General features: G+C 68.9%; 16 protein-coding genes. 10 read left to right on the top strand and 6 right to left on the bottom strand.

The genetic code is table 11. The annotated features are described in order from the left end of the window. Positions 1–59: 59 nt before the first annotated feature. The 5 genes from MQH10_RS10700 (at position 60) to MQH10_RS10680 (ending at position 6,211) form a co-directional block, all read left to right on the top strand. Positions 60–1,187 carry a phosphoketolase family protein gene (locus MQH10_RS10700; RefSeq protein ID WP_242564049.1) on the top strand — a complete coding sequence of 376 codons (1,128 nt, stop codon included), beginning with the start codon at positions 60–62 and terminating at the stop codon, positions 1,185–1,187. A 113-nt stretch (positions 1,188–1,300) separates the two neighbouring features. Further along, entirely contained in the window at positions 1,301–2,425 is a 1,125-nt protein-coding gene (locus tag MQH10_RS10695; RefSeq protein ID WP_242564048.1) for a phosphoketolase family protein, read from the top strand. A gap of 14 nt (positions 2,426–2,439) precedes the next feature. Next, entirely contained in the window at positions 2,440–3,798 is a 1,359-nt protein-coding gene (locus MQH10_RS10690) for an MBL fold metallo-hydrolase RNA specificity domain-containing protein (RefSeq protein WP_242564047.1), read from the top strand. Continuing rightward, entirely contained in the window at positions 3,795–5,318 is a 1,524-nt protein-coding gene (locus tag MQH10_RS10685) for a thymidine phosphorylase family protein (RefSeq protein WP_242564046.1), read from the top strand. Before MQH10_RS10690 ends, MQH10_RS10685 begins: the two co-directional genes overlap by 4 nt. Continuing rightward, positions 5,315–6,211, top strand: a complete 897-nt coding sequence (locus MQH10_RS10680; protein WP_242564045.1) for a ribose-phosphate pyrophosphokinase — start codon at positions 5,315–5,317, stop codon at positions 6,209–6,211. Before MQH10_RS10685 ends, MQH10_RS10680 begins: the two co-directional genes overlap by 4 nt. 16 nt (positions 6,212–6,227) lie before the next feature. Here the strand turns inward: MQH10_RS10680 and MQH10_RS10675 are convergent, their stop codons facing one another. The 6 genes from MQH10_RS10675 to MQH10_RS10650 form a co-directional block, all read right to left on the bottom strand. Continuing rightward, positions 6,228–6,860: a sigma-70 family RNA polymerase sigma factor gene (locus MQH10_RS10675; RefSeq protein WP_242564044.1), complete on the bottom strand. Its 633-nt coding sequence runs from the start codon at positions 6,858–6,860 to the stop codon at positions 6,228–6,230. Positions 6,861–7,088: 228 nt separating this feature from the next. After that, entirely contained in the window at positions 7,089–8,282 is a 1,194-nt protein-coding gene (locus MQH10_RS10670) for a methionine adenosyltransferase (protein ID WP_242564043.1), read from the bottom strand. A 20-nt stretch (positions 8,283–8,302) separates the two neighbouring features. Next, a complete protein-coding gene (locus MQH10_RS10665; protein ID WP_242564042.1) occupies positions 8,303–8,590 on the bottom strand; it encodes a hypothetical protein in 288 nt (95 codons plus the stop codon). Positions 8,591–8,701: 111 nt separating this feature from the next. After that, on the bottom strand, positions 8,702–11,062 hold the full coding sequence (locus tag MQH10_RS10660; protein ID WP_242564041.1) for a heavy metal translocating P-type ATPase: 2,361 nt from the start codon (positions 11,060–11,062) through the stop codon (positions 8,702–8,704). A gap of 33 nt (positions 11,063–11,095) precedes the next feature. Then, on the bottom strand, positions 11,096–11,764 hold the full coding sequence (locus tag MQH10_RS10655) for a methyltransferase family protein (RefSeq protein ID WP_242564040.1): 669 nt from the start codon (positions 11,762–11,764) through the stop codon (positions 11,096–11,098). A 9-nt stretch (positions 11,765–11,773) separates the two neighbouring features. Then, entirely contained in the window at positions 11,774–12,019 is a 246-nt protein-coding gene (locus tag MQH10_RS10650; protein ID WP_242564039.1) for a DUF2933 domain-containing protein, read from the bottom strand. Between the two features lie 208 nt (positions 12,020–12,227). Between MQH10_RS10650 and MQH10_RS10645 the strand changes: the two genes are divergently transcribed. The 5 genes from MQH10_RS10645 to MQH10_RS10625 are packed head-to-tail and all read left to right on the top strand — an operon-like array spanning position 12,228 to position 17,027. Beyond that, positions 12,228–13,466, top strand: coding sequence for an acetate/propionate family kinase (locus MQH10_RS10645; protein ID WP_242564038.1), 1,239 nt, complete (start codon positions 12,228–12,230; stop codon positions 13,464–13,466). Next, positions 13,463–13,831, top strand: coding sequence for a hypothetical protein (locus MQH10_RS10640; RefSeq protein ID WP_242564037.1), 369 nt, complete (start codon positions 13,463–13,465; stop codon positions 13,829–13,831). Before MQH10_RS10645 ends, MQH10_RS10640 begins: the two co-directional genes overlap by 4 nt. Next, the gene (locus MQH10_RS10635) at positions 13,789–14,742 is read left to right on the top strand and encodes an ATP-grasp domain-containing protein (protein WP_242564036.1); all 954 of its coding nucleotides are present in this window, start codon (positions 13,789–13,791) and stop codon (positions 14,740–14,742) included. The genes MQH10_RS10640 and MQH10_RS10635 overlap by 43 nt, the downstream gene beginning before the upstream one ends. Positions 14,743–14,781: 39 nt before the next feature. Continuing rightward, the gene (locus tag MQH10_RS10630) at positions 14,782–15,999 is read left to right on the top strand and encodes an MFS transporter (protein ID WP_242564035.1); all 1,218 of its coding nucleotides are present in this window, start codon (positions 14,782–14,784) and stop codon (positions 15,997–15,999) included. Positions 16,000–16,055: 56 nt separating this feature from the next. Continuing rightward, positions 16,056–17,027 (top strand): HlyD family secretion protein, encoded by a 972-nt coding sequence (locus tag MQH10_RS10625; RefSeq protein ID WP_242564034.1) that lies wholly within the window; start codon positions 16,056–16,058, stop codon positions 17,025–17,027. Positions 17,028–17,030: the final 3 nt, after the last annotated feature.

The raw sequence follows: 17,030 nt of genomic DNA, 5'->3' as shown, positions 1-17,030 counted from the left end.
GCGATAGAGCGCTCCCGCGTCCTAACCGACACCGCCTTTAGGCGTGTGGAGGTGATGGCGTGAGCCAAAAATGGGTCGACGATTGGTCCGGGGGCTTCGGCCTGCTTCGACGCGATCCGGCGACCGTCGAGCGGATCGCATCGCTCGCCGAGCGCCTGGTTCAGCGCGGCGTCTGGCCCGATGCGGAGTCGGTGTACCGGGTCCTTGCGGCCGCGGACCGGCTGACGCGCGCGGCGATGTGGTTGGTCGTCCATATGACCTATGCGCGCCGCGTGGACCTTTCCGGCGCCGCGCTTCCCGCGGAATCGTTCAAGGACGATCCGGAAGGTCACACGGGGGGTTCGCTCAACATGGTCCCGGCCTTCGTGGGCTATCTGACCGCCAATGTTCTGTCGGGCGCCACCCGCGCCTGGGTGATGGGGCAGGGCCACTGCGTTGCGGCGATCGAGGCCGTGAACGTGCTGACCGGCGATGTCTCGGACGTTGAGCGCACGCGCTACCCGCGCTCGGACGACGGCCTCTCGCAGCTGGTCTCCGACTTCTACGGCTATCAAATCCGGCCCGACGGACGGCCCGCGGCGCCGCTCGGCAGCCACCTCGGGCCGACGACCGCGGGGGCGGTCTCGGAAGGCGGTTACCTCGGCTTCGCCGAGCTGCAGTACATCCATATGCCGCTGCGCGGTGAGAGCCTGGTGGCGTTCCTCAGCGACGGGGCGTTCGAAGAACAGCGCGGATCCGACTGGGCGCCGCGCTGGTGGCGGGCGGAAGACTGTGGCCTCGCTACGCCCGTGATGATCCTGAACGGCCGGCGCATCGAGGAGCGCAGCGAGATCGAGCAGGAGGGCGGCGCGACATGGCTTGAGCGTCACCTGTCGCTGAGCGGTTTTGATCCGATGGTCATAGATGGTCGCGATCCCGCCGCCTTCGCCTGGGCCATTCTGGAATCCGAGGAGCGCCTGAAGCGCTTCACGGCGGACCCGCAGCGCCGCTACCCGGCGCCGCTCCCCTATGTCATCGCCCGCACAGAGAAGGGCTTCGGCTTTCCGGCGCCGGGACGAACCGCGCGCACAACCTCCCGCTGGAGGGGAACCCTCGGCACGACGGCGCCGCACGCGACGCTTTCAATGCCGCTGCCTCGTCCCTCTTTGTTCCCAAGCGCGAGCTCGCCGCGGCCGTCGATGTCCTGAAGACCCACGACGTTCAGCACCGGCCGTTGGAGAGTCGCCACGCCGCAGCGACGCGGAACCCACCGGCGCCGCGCCAGCCGGTCCCGGAATGGACTGAGGTGACGTCCTCGCCCATGGACGCGCTTGACGCCTGGTTCGTGGACCTGATCGACGCGAATCCTGACCTGCGGCCGCGGGTGGGAAACCCCGACGAGCTGCGCAGCAATCACATGGGCCGCACCCTCGACCGATTGAAGCATCGGGTGAACCGGCCGGAAGCGGGAACGGCGGAGGCCATCGACGGCGGCGTGATCACGGCGCTCAACGAGGAAGCGGTCTGCGGCGCGGCCCTTGGTAACAAGGGCGGTCTCAACCTCATCGTCAGCTACGAAGCCTTCGCCATGAAGATGCTCGGCGCGCTGCGGCAGGAGATCGTCTTCGCGCGCCGCCAGCGGGAGATCGGGGTGTCCCCGCAATGGATTTCGATCCCGCTGATCGCGACTTCGCACACCTGGGAGAACGCCAAGAACGAGCAGTCCCACCAGGATCCCAGCCTTGTGGAAGCCCTGCTCGGCGAGATGTCGGATACGGCGCGGGTGCTTTTCCCCGTGGACGCCAACAGTGCGGTCGCGGGGCTGGCCGAGGTCTATCGGACGCGCGGACACATCGCCTGTCTGGTCGTGCCGAAGCGACCGCTTCCCGCGCTGCTCGAAGGTCCGGCCGCCGCGGCGTTCGCGGCGCAAGGCTGGGGCAATCTGGTGGGTGATCCAGCCGACGCGGAGGTGCAGATCGTCGCCATCGGCGCGTACCAGGCCTTGGAGGCTTTGCAGGCCTACGAACGGGTGCAGGCGCGCGGTCGGCGCGCGTGCGTGACGGCCGTGATGGAGCCCGCGCGTCTGCGAAACGCGCGTGATCTGATCGAGGCGACCGTCACCCAGGACCGCGCACAACTGAACGCGGCGTTTCCACAGGGCCTTCCCCGCGTCCTGGTGACCCACACACGCCCCGAACCCATGCAGGGGCTGCTGCGCCGAATCGACCCGGGTCCGGATCGAATGCTCTCCCTGGGCTACATCGGCCGTGGCGGCACGCTCGACGTGTTCGGCATGCTGTTCGCCAACCGCTGCACCTGGGGCCACATCGTCGAGGCCGCGGCGAAGGTTCTACAGGCTCCCGTTTCAGATCTGCTCGACCCCTGCGAAGCCAGCGCTATCGCCGGCAAGACCAACCCCCGCGCGCTCCAGACACGCGTCGACTGAAGAAGGAATTTGCTGTGATCACGCTCACCAGCCTCGGCGGCGCAGGCACCGTCACGGGTTCGAAACATCTGCTGGAGGCCGATGGGCAGCGGCTGCTCGTCGACTGTGGCCTGTTCCAGGGCCTGAAGCGCCTGCGCGAGCAGAATTGGCAACCGCTTCCGGTGGAGGCTGGTTCGGTCGACGCCGTCATCCTCACCCATGCGCACCTCGATCATTCCGGCTACCTGCCAAAACTGGTGAAGGACGGCTATCGCGGCCGGATCCACGCGAGCCCGGCCACCCAGGACGTGGCCGATATCATCTTGAAGGACAGCGCCCATATCCAGGAAAAGGACGCCGAGGACGCCAATCGACACGGCTACACGAAGCATAAGCCGGCGCTGCCGCTTTACGGCGTGCACGACGCGGAGCGGACGATGGAGCGTTTCAGCGCCATGCCGTTCCATGAGGAGACCCGGGTCGCCGGCGGGGCAAGCGTGACGCTGCGCCGGGCAGGGCACATTCTGGGCGCCGCGACAGTCCAGGTGGATTGGCATGGCGCCAAGGTCGTCTTCTCCGGCGACCTCGGCCGCTACGGCGACGCTGTTATGGTCGATCCGGAGCCGGTCGAGGAGGCGGACTACCTGTTGGTCGAATCCACTTATGGCGACCGTAAGCACGACGCGCGCGATCCGGACGAGGCGCTCGCCGACATCATCGAGCACACCACCCAGCGCGGCGGCACGGTGATCATCCCGACCTTCGCGGTCGGGCGCGCCCAATCGCTGCTCTACCACCTGTGGAAGCTGAAGCAGGCCGGCCGGTTGGGGCTCGTGCCGATTTATCTGGACAGTCCGATGGCCATCAGCGCCACCGACCTGATGCACGCGCATCGGGAAGACCATCGCCTGCCGCCGGATGTCTGTGACGCCACGTGCGCCATCGCCACCTATGTCCGCGACGTGGAGCAATCCAAGGCGGTGACAGCGGACCGCATGCCCAAGGTCATCCTGGCCGCCAGCGGCATGGCCACGGGCGGCCGCGTCTTGCACCACATCAAGGCCTATGGCCCGGACCGCCGCAACACCATCCTATTCTCGGGCTTCCAGGCCGCCGGCACCCGCGGGCGCGCCATGGTCGAGGGCGCCAAGGAGGTCAAGATTCACGGCCAATGGATCCCGATCCACGCGGAGGTGCAGAACCTGCAGATGCTGTCGGCGCATGCCGACGCCGACGAGATCCTGCGCTGGCTCTCCGGCTTCCGGCGGCCGCCCAAGAAGACCTTCATCATCCACGGTGAGCCCAACGCCTCGGACGCCCTACGCCTGAAGATCCAGGACAAACTCGGCTGGGATTGCGTTGTCCCGCAGATGATGGAGCCACATACGCTGTGAGCCTCGATCAGCATTCGCCCAGCGGCGCGCACCAGTTACGCGCGCGGCGGCTAGGCCTTTTCGCCCAGCACGAGTCGATTGTGCTGATGCGGCGCGATTGCCACGTCTGCCGCTCGGAGGGTCTGTCGGCGCGCTCCCAGGTGCTGCTCACAGCGGGAAATCGCGAGGTCTACGCCACCCTCTACCAGCTGGACGGCGACCTCATCGAGCTGGATGAGGCCGCGCTTTCCGAGGAGGCCTGGCGCCTGCTCGGCGTGGCGCCCGGCACGCCGATCCAGGTCCGCCACGCGCCGGCGCTGGAGTCGATGTCGAGCGTGCGTCGGCGGATTTACGGCTCACGCCTGGATGGGTCCGCCATTGAGGCGATCGTCAGCGACGTCGCCGCCGGCCGGTACACCGACGTGCATCTCGCGGCGTTCCTGACGGCGTCGTCGGCGCTCCCACTCGACGAAAGCGAGACCGTCGCGCTCACCAAGGCCATGGTCGACGTGGGTGACCGTCTGAGTTGGAAGGCCGACATGGTCGTCGACAAGCACTGCGTCGGCGGTCTGCCCGGCAATCGCACCACGCCCATCGTGGTCGCGATTCTGACCGCCTGCGGCCTGGTGTGCCCAAAGACCTCCTCGCGCGCCATCACCTCACCGGCCGGCACCGCCGACACCATGGAGACCCTGGCGCCCGTCGACCTCGATCTTGCGACCATGCGGCGCGTGGTCGAGGCCGAGGGCGGTTGCATCGTCTGGGGCGGGGCCGTGAACCTCAGCCCCGCCGACGACATCTTCATTCGAGTTGAGCGCGTTCTGGACGTCGATACCGAGGGGCAACTGGTCGCCTCCGTGCTTTCCAAGAAGATCGCCGCTGGCTCCAATCACGTTGTGCTCGACCTGCCGGTCGGGCCCACGGCGAAGGTGCGCTCCGTGGAGGCGGGACAAGAGTTGGCCGGTCGCCTCTCAGCCGTCGCCGCGCACTTCGGCGTCAAGACCCGATGCGTCATCACCGACGGCAGCCAGCCGGTCGGGCGCGGGATCGGACCTGCGCTGGAAGCGTACGACTTGCTTGCGGTGTTGCAGAACGCGGCCGAGGCGCCCCAGGACTTGCGGTCGCGGGCCTGCCTCCTGGCTGGCGCTGCGCTCGAGCTCGCTGGCGTCGCCAAGCCAGGCGAGGGCGCGGGCCTCGCCGAAGCGACCCTTGCCGGGGGCCAGGCGTGGGCGAAGTTCCAAGCGATATGCGAAGCTCAGGGCGGGTTGAGGACGCCACCAACGGCGCCGCTTCGCTCGCCGATCCTGGCGCGGCGGTCCGGTCGCGTGGTTCACATCAACAATCGGCAGCTCGCCACCCTGGCGAAGCTCGCGGGCGCGCCGGAGCGCAAGGCGGCCGGGTTGACGCTCGAAGCGCGTCTCGGAGACGATATCGGCGCCGGGCAGCCATTGCTCACCCTGCACGCGGAATCCGATGGAGAACTCGCCTATGCGCTCGAATACGCCGCTGCGCATCCTGACTTGATGGAGATTCAGGCGTGACCACGGGCCCGTTCGTCTTCGCCATGCCGGGCTCGGAACGGCAAGGCCGCGACCTGGCCGATCGCCTTGGTGCGGAGACGGGCGTCCTCGAGACGCGCCGGTTTCCGGACGGGGAATCCTACGTGCGGATCGTGTCCATTGTTGCGGGACGCGACATCGTTCTCGTCTGCTCTTTCGCCAGACCGGACGACCAGTTCCTGCGCCTGGTGTTCGCGGCGCGGACGCTGCGGGAGCTCGGCGCGGCGCGTATCACCCTGGTCGCGCCCTACCTGGCCTACATGCGCCAGGACAAACGGTTCCACGCCGGCGAAGCCGTGACCTCGGCCCAGTTCGCCGACCTGCTGTCGCGGGAGGTCGACCGGCTGGTCACGGTCGATCCGCATCTGCACCGCCACAAGGCGCTGTCTGAAATCTACGCCATACCGGCCGTCACCCTGCACGCGGCGCCCCTGCTCGCCGACTGGATCGCCGCCAACGTGGAGCGGCCGCTGATCATCGGGCCTGACATCGAGAGCGAGCAGTGGGTGTCCGAGGTCGCCGGTCGGGCGGGCGCGCCTTATGTCGTGCTCCGCAAGGAGCGCCATGGTGACCGCGATGTCGAGATCGCGATCCCCGACCTTGGCGCGTGGGCCGGCCGGCGACCGGTGCTGATCGATGACATCGCCTCCTCGGGCAGGACCTTGATCGAGACTGCGCGCGGGCTGATTGGCCAGGGCATGCGAGCGCCGGACTGCGTGGTGGTCCACGCACTCTTTGCCGATGACGCCTTCGCAGAACTGTCGCGTTTGGCCGAGCGGATCGTCTCGACCGACACCGTCGCGCATCCGAGCAACGGAATTTCGGTGGCGGGCCTGCTCGCCGACGCCCTGCGGGACGAAGGCGCGGCGGGCTAAGCCGAGCCGGATCGCCTCAGGCGACGCGGTCGAGGAAGCGCTGGGCGAGCTCGCAGCGGGTGGCGCAGGCCGCGCAGCGCGCCTGCATGGCCTGGCGGAGCGCCTCGCGGGCGCGATGCACTCGCACGCCGGCGTTGTTGGCGGTGATCCCGAGATCGTCGGCCAGGCGCCGCAGGGGCGTCTCCTCGAGCTCGGCGTGGCGCAGAAGGTCGCCGGTCTCGGGTCTCAGGCCGGTGAGCGCGTGCGAGAGGCAGCCCAGCGGCGCCTCCAGGTCCGCCCCGGCGTCGACGGGCCCGGGGGGCTCGGCCTGGGCGGCCTGCTGCAGCCGGGCGCGTCCGGCGTTGCGACGGTAGCGATCGAACAGGGCGTTGCGCAGGGTGACGGCGAGCCAGGCGTCCACCTTCGCCAAGTCCGTCAGGCGTTCGACGCCCTGGACCGTCTTGAGGGCGAATTCCTGCAGCACGTCCTCGGCGTCCTCCCGTGAGCGCAGGCGGCTGCGCAGAAAGCGCATCCGTCCGGCCTGGCCTTCGCGAAGACGCTGCTCGACCAGCCGCAGGATTTCGGCGCGAGGCGTCGATCTGGCGGTCAGGTGAAGATATGCGCCGACCGTCGGTGGAACTTCGGCGATGGCGCGGGCGACGTGGGTCATGGGGGCGTCCGATCTCGGTCTGCGAGCGAAGATCAATCGCAACTGGCGGAAGCTCTTTGACGGAGATCAACTGCCGGTCCGGCAAAGACAGAATTCGACGGAATTTCGCCTGGATTACGGAAATAGTCGATAAAGAACGGCAAGGTTCCAATTGTGGTAAGGTTCTAATACATCATCGAAACCTTGCCGCAACTGTAAGGTTGAGTGCGAAGAGTTGGCGAATGCCTATCAGTACAGGCCAATCGCTCCGTCTAGGAACGCATCGGCCGCCGCGGGCAACCGGGCGAGCGCGTCTTCAACGCGAGCTTCCACCTGGACAGACAGGGCGGGCAGGGCGGTGGGATCGGCGAGCGCGATGCGGACTTCTGCGACGGCCGGCGTGGTGATTGGCGCGCCGATCCGGCTCACCAGCAGGCATTCGGCATAGAGGACCTCGGGCAGGTCGGCGACGACACGGCGGGCGATGGCCTGGGCGGCGACGTTGTAGATCTTGCCGACGTGGCTGACGGGGTTCTTGCCTGCGGCAGCCTCGAGGCTCATGGGGCGGCCTGGCGTGATCAAGCCATTGATCCGGTTGCCGCGGCCGACCTGGCCGTCGTCGCCGGCTTCCGCAGAGGTTCCGGTCACGGTGAGATAGACCTCGCCGAGGTCCGGGCGGTCGGCGGCGTTCACGGCGACCTCGACCGAGCCGAAGCCGAAGCCCGCCGCCGTGTCCAGGACCAGGGCCTCCAGGGCGGCCTTTTCGCCCAGATAGGCGTCGAGGTCGGGCAGGTGGGCCCCGATCATGGCGCAGGAGAGGGTCAGGCGCACTCGGTCGCCGGTCCGGACGCCCATGACCTTGACGTCCTCGCCCCAGGCGGGGCGCCGGCCGGGGACGGCCTGGGCGACCACGGCGTGTTCGACGGCGAGCACCAGGCGCTCGAGTGAGCTCAGGGGCGCGTAGCCCACGCCGATGGAGGTGTCGTTAGCGCGCGGGATCCCGGCCTGGGCGGCCGCGAACAGACCGCGAAGGTCGGCCGACCCCGGGTGTAGTCGTGGGTGGATCTTGACGTGGCGGTCGACGTCAAGCGCGTGCAGATGGGTCCCGAGCCAACGCCGGGCGCCTTCGATGGCGATCTCCGCCACCGGGATGGTCTCGCCTCCGGCTTCCGCCGTCGCCCGGCCCGCCAGATAGATCTCGATCGGGGCCACGACCCGGCCGCCCCCGAACGCAGGGGCGGACCGGCCGGCGCTGAGAAGGGCCTTGTCGACATTGTGGTGCAGGATCGCGCCGAACCGTGCGCGATAGGCCGCGCTGAGGTCTCTGGAGAGCTGTTCGGCCAGGGCGTCGCAGATGGTGTCCGGATGACCAGAGCCTTTGCGCTCCACCACCTCGACGGCGCGCGCGTCCGCAGCGATCAGCGTGAGGATGAAGCCGTCCATCCGGCGCGCGGGATCGGGTGTCAGGCCCGGGGCGCGGCGAAGGCGTTGTAGAGCCAGCCGCAGACCAGGGCGATGTACCAGCCGCAGGCGAACGCCCAGGCGGCGCCGGCGATGATCAGGGCGGGGCTGGTCCAGTCGAGGGCCGGATAGAGCGCCGACAGGAAGTGCAGGTTCTCCATGCCGGGCAGGAAGCCGGCCAGGGCGCAGAGGACGAAGTTGCCCGACAGGAACAGCGAGAGGGTGAGGCCGAGCGGGACGATGGCGACGCCGCCGGTCGGGGCGGACGGGTGATCAAGCGAGGCGGACATGGGCTCTCCTCCAGAAGCGCCGCAGGGGCGGCATGCATGGGATAGGACGTTGCTCGCGCCCTGGCCTTACAGGCCAGGCGCTCATTGTCCTGCGCGCACGCCAGCACGCCCTCAGGTCGCGGGCGCGGAGCTGGTCCTGTCGGTCGCGGTGACGCGCGTCTTGGCGCCCAGGCGGGTGCGCTTCAGCATCAGGGCGTTGACCGCCACCAAGGCCGAGCTGCCCGACATCGCCATGGCGGCGACCTCGGGGCTGAGCGTGATGGGATAGAGGACGCCGGCCGCCAGCGGGAAGGCGACGACATTGTAGCCCACCGCCCACCAGAGGTTCTGGTGCATCTTGCGCAGGGTGGCGCGCGACAGCTCGATGGCCTTGACCACGTCGGCGGGGTCGCTGCGCATTAACACCACGTCGGCGCTCTCGATCGCCACGTCGGTCCCGGCGCCGATGGCGAAGCCGACATCGGCCTGGGTGAGCGCCGGGGCGTCATTGACACCGTCGCCAACCATGCCGACCTTCTGGCCCTGCGCTTGAAGCTCTTTCACCTTGGCGGCCTTGTCGCCCGGCAGCACCTCGGCGAGCACGATGTCGATCCCGAGCTCGGCGGCGATCCGCTTGGCCGTGCCCAGATTGTCACCGGTGATCATCGCCACCTTCACACCCAGCTCCTGCAGGCGGGCGATCGTGGCCTTCGCGGTCGGACGGGCGGCGTCGGCGACCGCGATGATCCCGATCACTCGGCCGTCGCGGGCGATGTGCACCACGGTGCGGCCCGCGCCCTGCAGGCGCTCGGATTCTGTGGCCAGTTCCCCGAGGTCCACCCCATTGTCCGCCATCAGCATCCGGTTGCCGGAGAGCACCGGATGGCCATCGACCTCGCCCTTGAGGCCCTTGCCGCCGAAAGATTCGAATTTGCTCGCTGTTTGGAACGGCAGGCCCTCGGCGCGGGCCAGCACGGCCTTGGCGATGTGATGCTCGGAGCCGTGTTCCAGAGCCGCGGCCGTGGCGATGAGGTCTGTCTCATCGACGCCGGCGGCCGGCGTGACCTGCACTACCTTGGGCTCGCCCGTGGTCAGGGTGCCGGTCTTGTCGAAGACCACGACGTCGAGTTTCACGGCCTCTTCCAGGGCCGCGGCGTCCTTGATCAGGATGCCATTCGCCGCGCCCAAACCTGTGCCGACCATGATCGCCATGGGGGTGGCCAGCCCCAGCGCATCGGGGCAGGCGATGACGAAGACGGTGATGGTGAGGGTCAGCGCGAACAGCAGGGTCTGGCCGATCACCCAGAACCAGATGACGAAGGTCGCGAGCCCCACCGCGATCGCCGCCAGGACCAGCCATTGCGAGGCGCGGTCGGCCAGCAGCTGGGCGGGCGCCTTGGAGTTCTGAGCTTCCTGCACGAGCTTGACGATCTGGGCCAGGGCGGTGTCGGCGCCCACCTTGGTCGCGCGATAGCGGAAGGCGCCGCTCTTGTTGATCGAGCCGCCGATCACCGTGTCGCCGACGGTCTTTGAGACGGGCAGGGACTCGCCGGTCAGCATCGACTCGTCGATCTCCGACGCGCCGTCCTCGATCGTCCCGTCCACCGGAATCTTGCCGCCGGGTCGGACCAGCACCTGGTCTCCGGCGACGACCGCCGAGGTGGGCACATCGGCTTCCACGCCGCCTCGCACCACCCTGGCGGTGGGCGGAGCGAGATCCATCAGCCGACGAATGGCCTCGGAGGCGCCGGCGCGGGCGCGCATCTCCAGCCAATGCCCCAGCAGGATGAAGACCAGCAGCAGCGCCGAGGCCTCGTAGAACTGCTCGCCGTCGAAGAAGAACGTGCCCCCGACGCTGAACAGGTAGCCTGTGCCGACGCTGAGCAGCACCAGCACGGCCATGTTGAAGACGCCCTTGCGAAGCGCGCGGACCGCGGCGACGAAGAACGTCCAGCCTGGGTAGAGGATCGCCGCGCTCGCCAGGACGAACAGCACCGGCTTCAACGGCAGGCCGAAAGGCGGCGTCACCCGCAGCGCCTCCAAGCCCATGGGCGCCAGGAAGAAGATCGGGATCGTGAAGCCTACGGCGACCAGGAAGCGGTTGCGCATGTCCCGGGCCATGGCCCGCATGTCCATGCCCGCGCCGTGGCCCATGTCGGCCATATCGTCGTGGTTGGCATGGGCTGCGCCGGCGTCGGACTTTGCGCCGTGATGGTGCGGGGGCGCCGGCGGCTGATGTGAGACCGTCTCGCCGGTCGTCCCGCAGACGTGCTGCGGGACCAGTTCGCCGCGGCAGTGGAAGCCGCAGTCGCGCACCGCCTGCTCCAGGTCCGAGGCGCTGACCGCGGCCTCGTCATAGTCCACGCTGGCCGAGGCCGAGGCGAAGTTGGCGCTGGCGCTGCGGACCCCTTTTAAAGCCCGCAGGTGCTTTTCGATCACGAGCGGATCGAGCGGGGTCCGGAAGCCCGACACATCGACGGTGATGGTGCGCATGGTGCTCAGTCGGGTTGGAGGAGACGGACGGCCTCAGGAGTGGCCCAGGGCCGGTCCCGACGCGCGGTCCCGACGCCCGAGCCGCGGGAAGAAAGCCGGTGTTGTATGCTTATAGTCCGCGTACACCTCGCCGAAGGTCGCCAACGCTTCCTTTTCCTCGTTCATCGACAGGCGCCAGTACATGAACACCAGGAAGGGGAACATCGCGACGGTGAGGATCGTCGGCCATTCCAGGAGGAAGCCGAACATCACCAGGACGAAGCCGTCGTACTGCGGATGGCGGACGGACCTGTAGGGTCCCGTCGTCGCCAACTGGCCGTCACGCTGGGCGCGGTAGAGGACGCTCCAGCCGGCGGAGATCAGCCAGAAGCCGCCACCGATGAACAGGGCGCTGATGATGTGGAACGGCCCGAAGTGCGGGTTCGCCTTCCAGCCGAACATCATCTCCAGCAGGTGGCCGGAGTCGTGGCTGAACCAGTTGACGTTCGGATAGCGGCTCTGCAGCCACCCCGAAAGCACGTAGATCGTCAGCGGAAAGCCATACATCTCGGTGAACAGCGCGACCAGGAAGGCGCTGAACGCCCCGAAGGAGCGCCAGTCGCGTGTCGTCTTCGGCTTGAAGAAGGTGAAGGCGAAGAAGATGAACATCGCCGAGTTCAGGATCACCAGGGACCAGAGCCCGTAGGCCTGCGGTTGTTGCATCGCGGTTCCTCAGGATTGCGGTTGCTGGGGGGGAGTCCGGTCGACCGACTTGGCCGGATCGGGGGCGTGGCCATGTCCGCCGTGTCCGCCGTGCATGGTCATGTGCAGCAGCGGGCAGGCGAGAAGGATCAGGAAGGGCAGGTAGCCCAGCAGATGCACCCGGTGCTCTCCGAAGAAGAGATAGGCCAGCCCCGCCGCGAAGGCGGCGATAGCCAGGCCGCGCACGATGCCGCGCGAATGGGGAAGGTCGGCCACGATCGGTGTTCCTTTTTCGGCTAGCGGGCGCCATGACGCGAGGCCGCGGTTGTTGGACGCCGGGATAGACGCAGGGCGAGGCGTGGCATTACGTCGGGCCGGCCAAAGGAGGGCTCGTAAGGTTTCCGCCGCGCGCGCGTCACAAGGGCGGCATCCGCGCGCCCTGGTTAACCCGCGTGCGGAATTTGGTGAGGACTGAGACCGGCCGATGAGCCCGCGCGCGGACAGGACCCGAAACCTTCTTGCCGTGAACGGCGGCTCGTCAACGACCAAGCTGGCGGTGTTCGATGTCCAAGGTCCTGCGGTCGCGCCGGTGCTTCGGGCGCGCGTGGGACGCGGTCCGCGCGGTTCCGTATTCGAGGCTTGGGACGCCGAGGGGACAGCCCTCCCGGCGCCGGACAAGGCGCCAACGGAGGGCGTCGGCCCGGCCTTTCTAGACCTGTTGGGTTGGATCGAGAGCCAAATTGATGCGCCCATTGACGTCGTGGGCCATCGCGTCGTCCACGGCGGTCCGCAATTCCGCCAGCCGATGTTCTATACACCCGAGATCGGAGAGGCCCTTCAGGCGCTTGCGCCGCTGGCTCCGCTGCATCAGCTTTCCGCGCTTAACCTGATCGATGCGATTGCTGAGGCCCGCCCGAACCTGCCGCAGGCGCTCGCTTTCGACACGGCGTTTCATCATGGGCACGACCCCGTGGTGGACCGTCTGGGCCTGCCGCGCGAGTTTGAAGCCCACGGGCTCCGCCGCTTCGGCTTCCACGGCCTTTCGTATGAATACCTCGCCAACCGCCTGGCGGCGTTGCACCCCGCGGTCGCCGGCGGGCGCGTCATCGCAGCCCACCTCGGGTCCGGCGCGAGCCTCTGCGCCTTGCTGGGAGGACGCAGCGTGGACACCACGATGGGCGTAACCCCGCTCGACGGGCTGCTGATGGGAACCCGCTGCGGATCCCTCGACCCAGGCGTGATCCTCTATCTCCAGACCCAAGGCCTGGACGGGGCGCAACTGAGCGACCTGCTCTACCAGAAGTCCGGTCTGTTGGGCGTCTCAGGCCTGAGCGCCGACATGCGGGTGCTGCTCGAGAGCCCTGAGGTGTCGGCGCGCGAGGCCATCGAGCTCTTCGTGTTTCGGGTCGCGCGCGAGGCGGCGGCGCTGGCCGGAACGCTCGGCGGACTGGATGGGATCGTCTTCACCGCGGGCATTGGCGAGAACTGTCCGCTGGTTCGCGCCGCGATCTGCGAACGTCTGGCGTGGCTTGGCGTGCAACTCGACGACGCGGCCAATCGGCGTGGAGACGCCAAGATCAGCCTCCCGGGGAGCGGCGTCGCCGTCTGGGTCATACCAACCGATGAGGAGCAGATGATCGCTATCCACACACGAGAGGCTATGGCTCCAGGCCCTCCAGGGCGCGCGCAAAATGACCAGCCCGCGCTGGAGACGTCCCGATGAGCTGCGGCTGCGAAGACGAGGCGTCGGGCGCGCTCACAAGAGCCGGCCGGCTCAACGCGGGCTGTTTCTGTCGAACCCTGGACGAGGGCGCGCTGCTGGCCGCGCTCAGCGAAAACCTCGGGGAGCTCGCCGCGCCCATGCTGCAGACCCGCCCGCACCTGTTCTCGCGCGCGCCGGTCTTCCTGTCCGCCGGCGAGGTGGCCGAGCTTCGGGCCGTCGTCGCGGCGATCGAGGAAGTGGCTCGTCATCCCGCATACCAGCAGGCGGCGCTCGCCTGGGCGCCTGACATCGCCCGGCGTGACTTTGGCCGCGCGGGGCCCTCATGGGCTACGACTTCCATCTCACGGCGGAGGGCCCCCGCCTGATCGAGGTGAACACCAACGCCGGCGGCGCCTTCCTGAACGCCCTGGCAGGCCAAGCGCAGCGCGTCTGCTGCGCCGAGGCCGGCATCGGCCTGGCGCCGGGAGAAGCCGAGGCGTTCGCCGGGGCGGCGCGGGACAAGTTCGCCCGCGAATGGTCCCTCCAGGGCCGCGCGGGCGCGCTTCGGCGCCTGGCGATCGTCGACGATGCGCCGGCTGAGCAACACCTCTATCCCGAGTTCCTGATCGCTCAGCGCGTGCTGGCCGCCGCGGGCGTCGAGGTGCTGATCCTGGACCCCGCCGATCTGAGCTATCGCGACGGCCTGCTGTCCGCCGCCGGCGCGCCGATCGACCTCGTCTACAATCGCCTGGTCGATTTCGCCTTCGACGAACCGCACCATGCCGCTCTGCGCCAAGCCTACCTGGACGGCGCTGTGGTGGTGACGCCCAACCCGCATCTGCACGCGCTCTATGCGGACAAGCGTGACCTCATCCTGTTCTCGGACTTGCCGACGCTCGCGGCTTGGGGCGTCAGCGCTCCGGCGCTTGCGGCGTTGAACGCCGTCCCCCGCACGATCAGCGTCACGCCGCAGAACGCCGAGGAGCTCTGGCGAGAGCGCAAGCGGTGGTTCTTCAAGCCGACCCGTGGCCACGCCAGCAAGGGGGTCTATCGCGGCGAGAAGCTGACGACGCGAGTGTGGGCCGAGATTCTCCAGGCCGACTATGTGGCCCAGGCCTATTCGCCGCCGAGCGAACGCCAGATCGAGATCGATGGGCGGCCGGAGACGCGGAAGCTGGACGTTCGGCTCTACACCTATGACGGCGATGTCCTGCTATCGGCGGCGCGTCTCTACCAGGGGCAGGCGACCAACCTTCGCACGCCGGGCGGCGGGTTCGCCCCCTTGTTCGTGGTCTAGGCGCGGGTGGGCGCCCAGCCGCCTGCCACGACAGCGGCGATGCGATCGCGTGTCGTCGTGGCGCTGGTCGCCGCGACGTTCGTGATCTCGGCGAGCTTCGGCCTGAACATGCCGCTGTTGCCGTCCCTGATCGCGGCGGTGTCGCCGGGCGCCGCCGCCAGGGTTCCGTTGCACGCCGGCCTCCTGGGGGCGTTGTTCACCCTGGCGCTCGGCGCCGCCGCGCCGGCGTGGGGCGCGCTTTCAGACCATACGGGACGGCGGACGGTGCTGCTTCTCGGGATGGCGGGGTTCGCGATCACCCTGGCGGTGTTCGCCCGGCCGTCAGGGCTGCCGGCGGTCTATGCCGAACAATTGCTGACCGGGGTCTGCGCGGCGGCGGTGATGCCGGTCTCCTCGGCGCTGGTGGCCGACCTGGCGCCGGACGACCATTGGCGGGCGAGCCGCCTGGCCTGGCTCAACATGGCGCTGGTGGCGGGGTTCGTCCTGGGCCCGGTCGCGGGTTCCGCCGCCGATCGCCTGTTGCTCCAGGGCGCCACGCCGGGCGTGCTTGTCACGCCGTTCCTCGCGACGGCGGGTCTGGCGGTTCCCGTCGTGCTGATGCTGTGGGCCTGGGCGCCTCGCGGCCGGCCGGCGCGGAACGCCATATCCGCGCCACGCGCGCGCAGCGGTTCGTTGCGGCCGCTGCTGGCGCTGACCTTCGTGGTTTCGCTCGCCATCGGCGTCTTCGAGGTGGCGATCGCCATTCGCGGCGGTCGCGCCCTGGGCCTGACGTTGGTGCAGACCGGGGCGCTGTTCACCGGCTGCAGCCTCGTCATGTTCGCCGCCCAGGCGACGGTTTTTTCCCGCTGGGTGAAGCCCGCGAACACCGCGGCGGTCCTCGCGCCGGCATTCGCGGGTATCGCAGGCGGCATGGCCCTGGCGGGCCCGGCGTCCTCGTTCGGGGTCTACGCGCTGGCGGTCGGACTGTTTGCAGTGAGCGGCGGCGCCCTTGTGCCGGTGCTGGCCTATTGGGTCTCCCGCGAAGCCGGGCCCGCCCAGGGCGCTCAACTGGGTCGGCAGACCGCCGCGGCGGGGCTTGGCCAGGCGGCGGGGTCGGCCTTCGCCGGCGTCGCGTTCGACGCCTTCGGCCCGACAGGGACGGCCCTCTGGGTTGGCGCGGCCGCGCCATTGGCGGCTGCGGTCCTGGCCGTGATCGTCCACGCACGTCTTACGACCTCCGAGCTGCAACAGCGCCGCGAGAGCTCGGTCAGGCTGTAACGACGAGCAGGGTTCCGCGTCTGATCACCCGTGGACAGGCGGGCGGGAGATCGGCGTTGAAGCTATCGGCGAAGAGCGTTGCGGGACTGGTCGCTGTCGGCCTGATCGGCGTCGTGTCGGCGTCGGCCTACGCCTATTGGCGGCTGCAGCCCGAGCCGATGCCCGACCAGGTCATCTATGGCAGCGGTCGGATCGAGGCCGACGAGGTTCGGGTCGCCTCTGAGGTGGCCGGCCGTCTCCTGGAGAACCGCGCCGTCGAAGGCCAGTCCGTCCGCGCCGGTGAGCCCTTGATGCGCATCGACGCCGCCGACTACGAGCTGCAGGCCGATCGCGCCGAGGCCCAACGCGTGGCCGCCCTGCGCGCCGGCTCGCAGATCGATGCTCAGATCGGCCTTGCTAGCCACCACGCGATGACCGCCAAGACCGATCTTGGCCGGTACGAGACCTTGAGCAGGGCGGGCTGGATCCCGGCCCAGCGCCTGGACATGGTCCGCAACACCTATGCCGCCGCCACCGACCAGGTGAGCGTCCTGCGCCAGCAGCGCGCGGAGGCCGACGCCCAGGCCACGGTCGCGGCGAAGACCGCGGCGCTGGCTCACGCTCAGATCGCCAAGACCCGCCTTGTGGCGCCGATATCGGGCGCCGTGCTCGAGAAGCTCGCCGAACCGGGTGAAGTCGTGGGGGCGGGTCAGCCCTTGGCTGTGCTGGCCAACCTGCAGACCGTGAAGCTCAAGGTGTTCATCGTCGAGAAGGACCTTGGTCGGCTGCGCCTGGGCGGCCAGGCGCGCATTCACGTTGACGCCTTCGGCGGGCGAGACTTCCCCGCCCGCGTGGCGCGGGTGGACGCCCAGGCCCAGTTCACGCCGCGCGACGTCCATATGGCCGACGAGCGCAGCCGCACCGTCTATGGGGTGATCCTGGAGGCCCCCAATCCGGAGGGCGTGTTGAAGCCCGGCATGCCGGCTGACGCCTGGATCCTCTGGGACGGCAAGGCCGGCTGGCCAAAGTCACTCAAGGCGCCGGAGTAGCCC

The organism is Phenylobacterium aquaticum, assembly GCF_022695515.1.
In the GTDB taxonomy this organism is placed as follows: domain Bacteria; phylum Pseudomonadota; class Alphaproteobacteria; order Caulobacterales; family Caulobacteraceae; genus Phenylobacterium; species Phenylobacterium aquaticum.
This window is presented reverse-complemented; position numbering and strand designations above follow the sequence as displayed.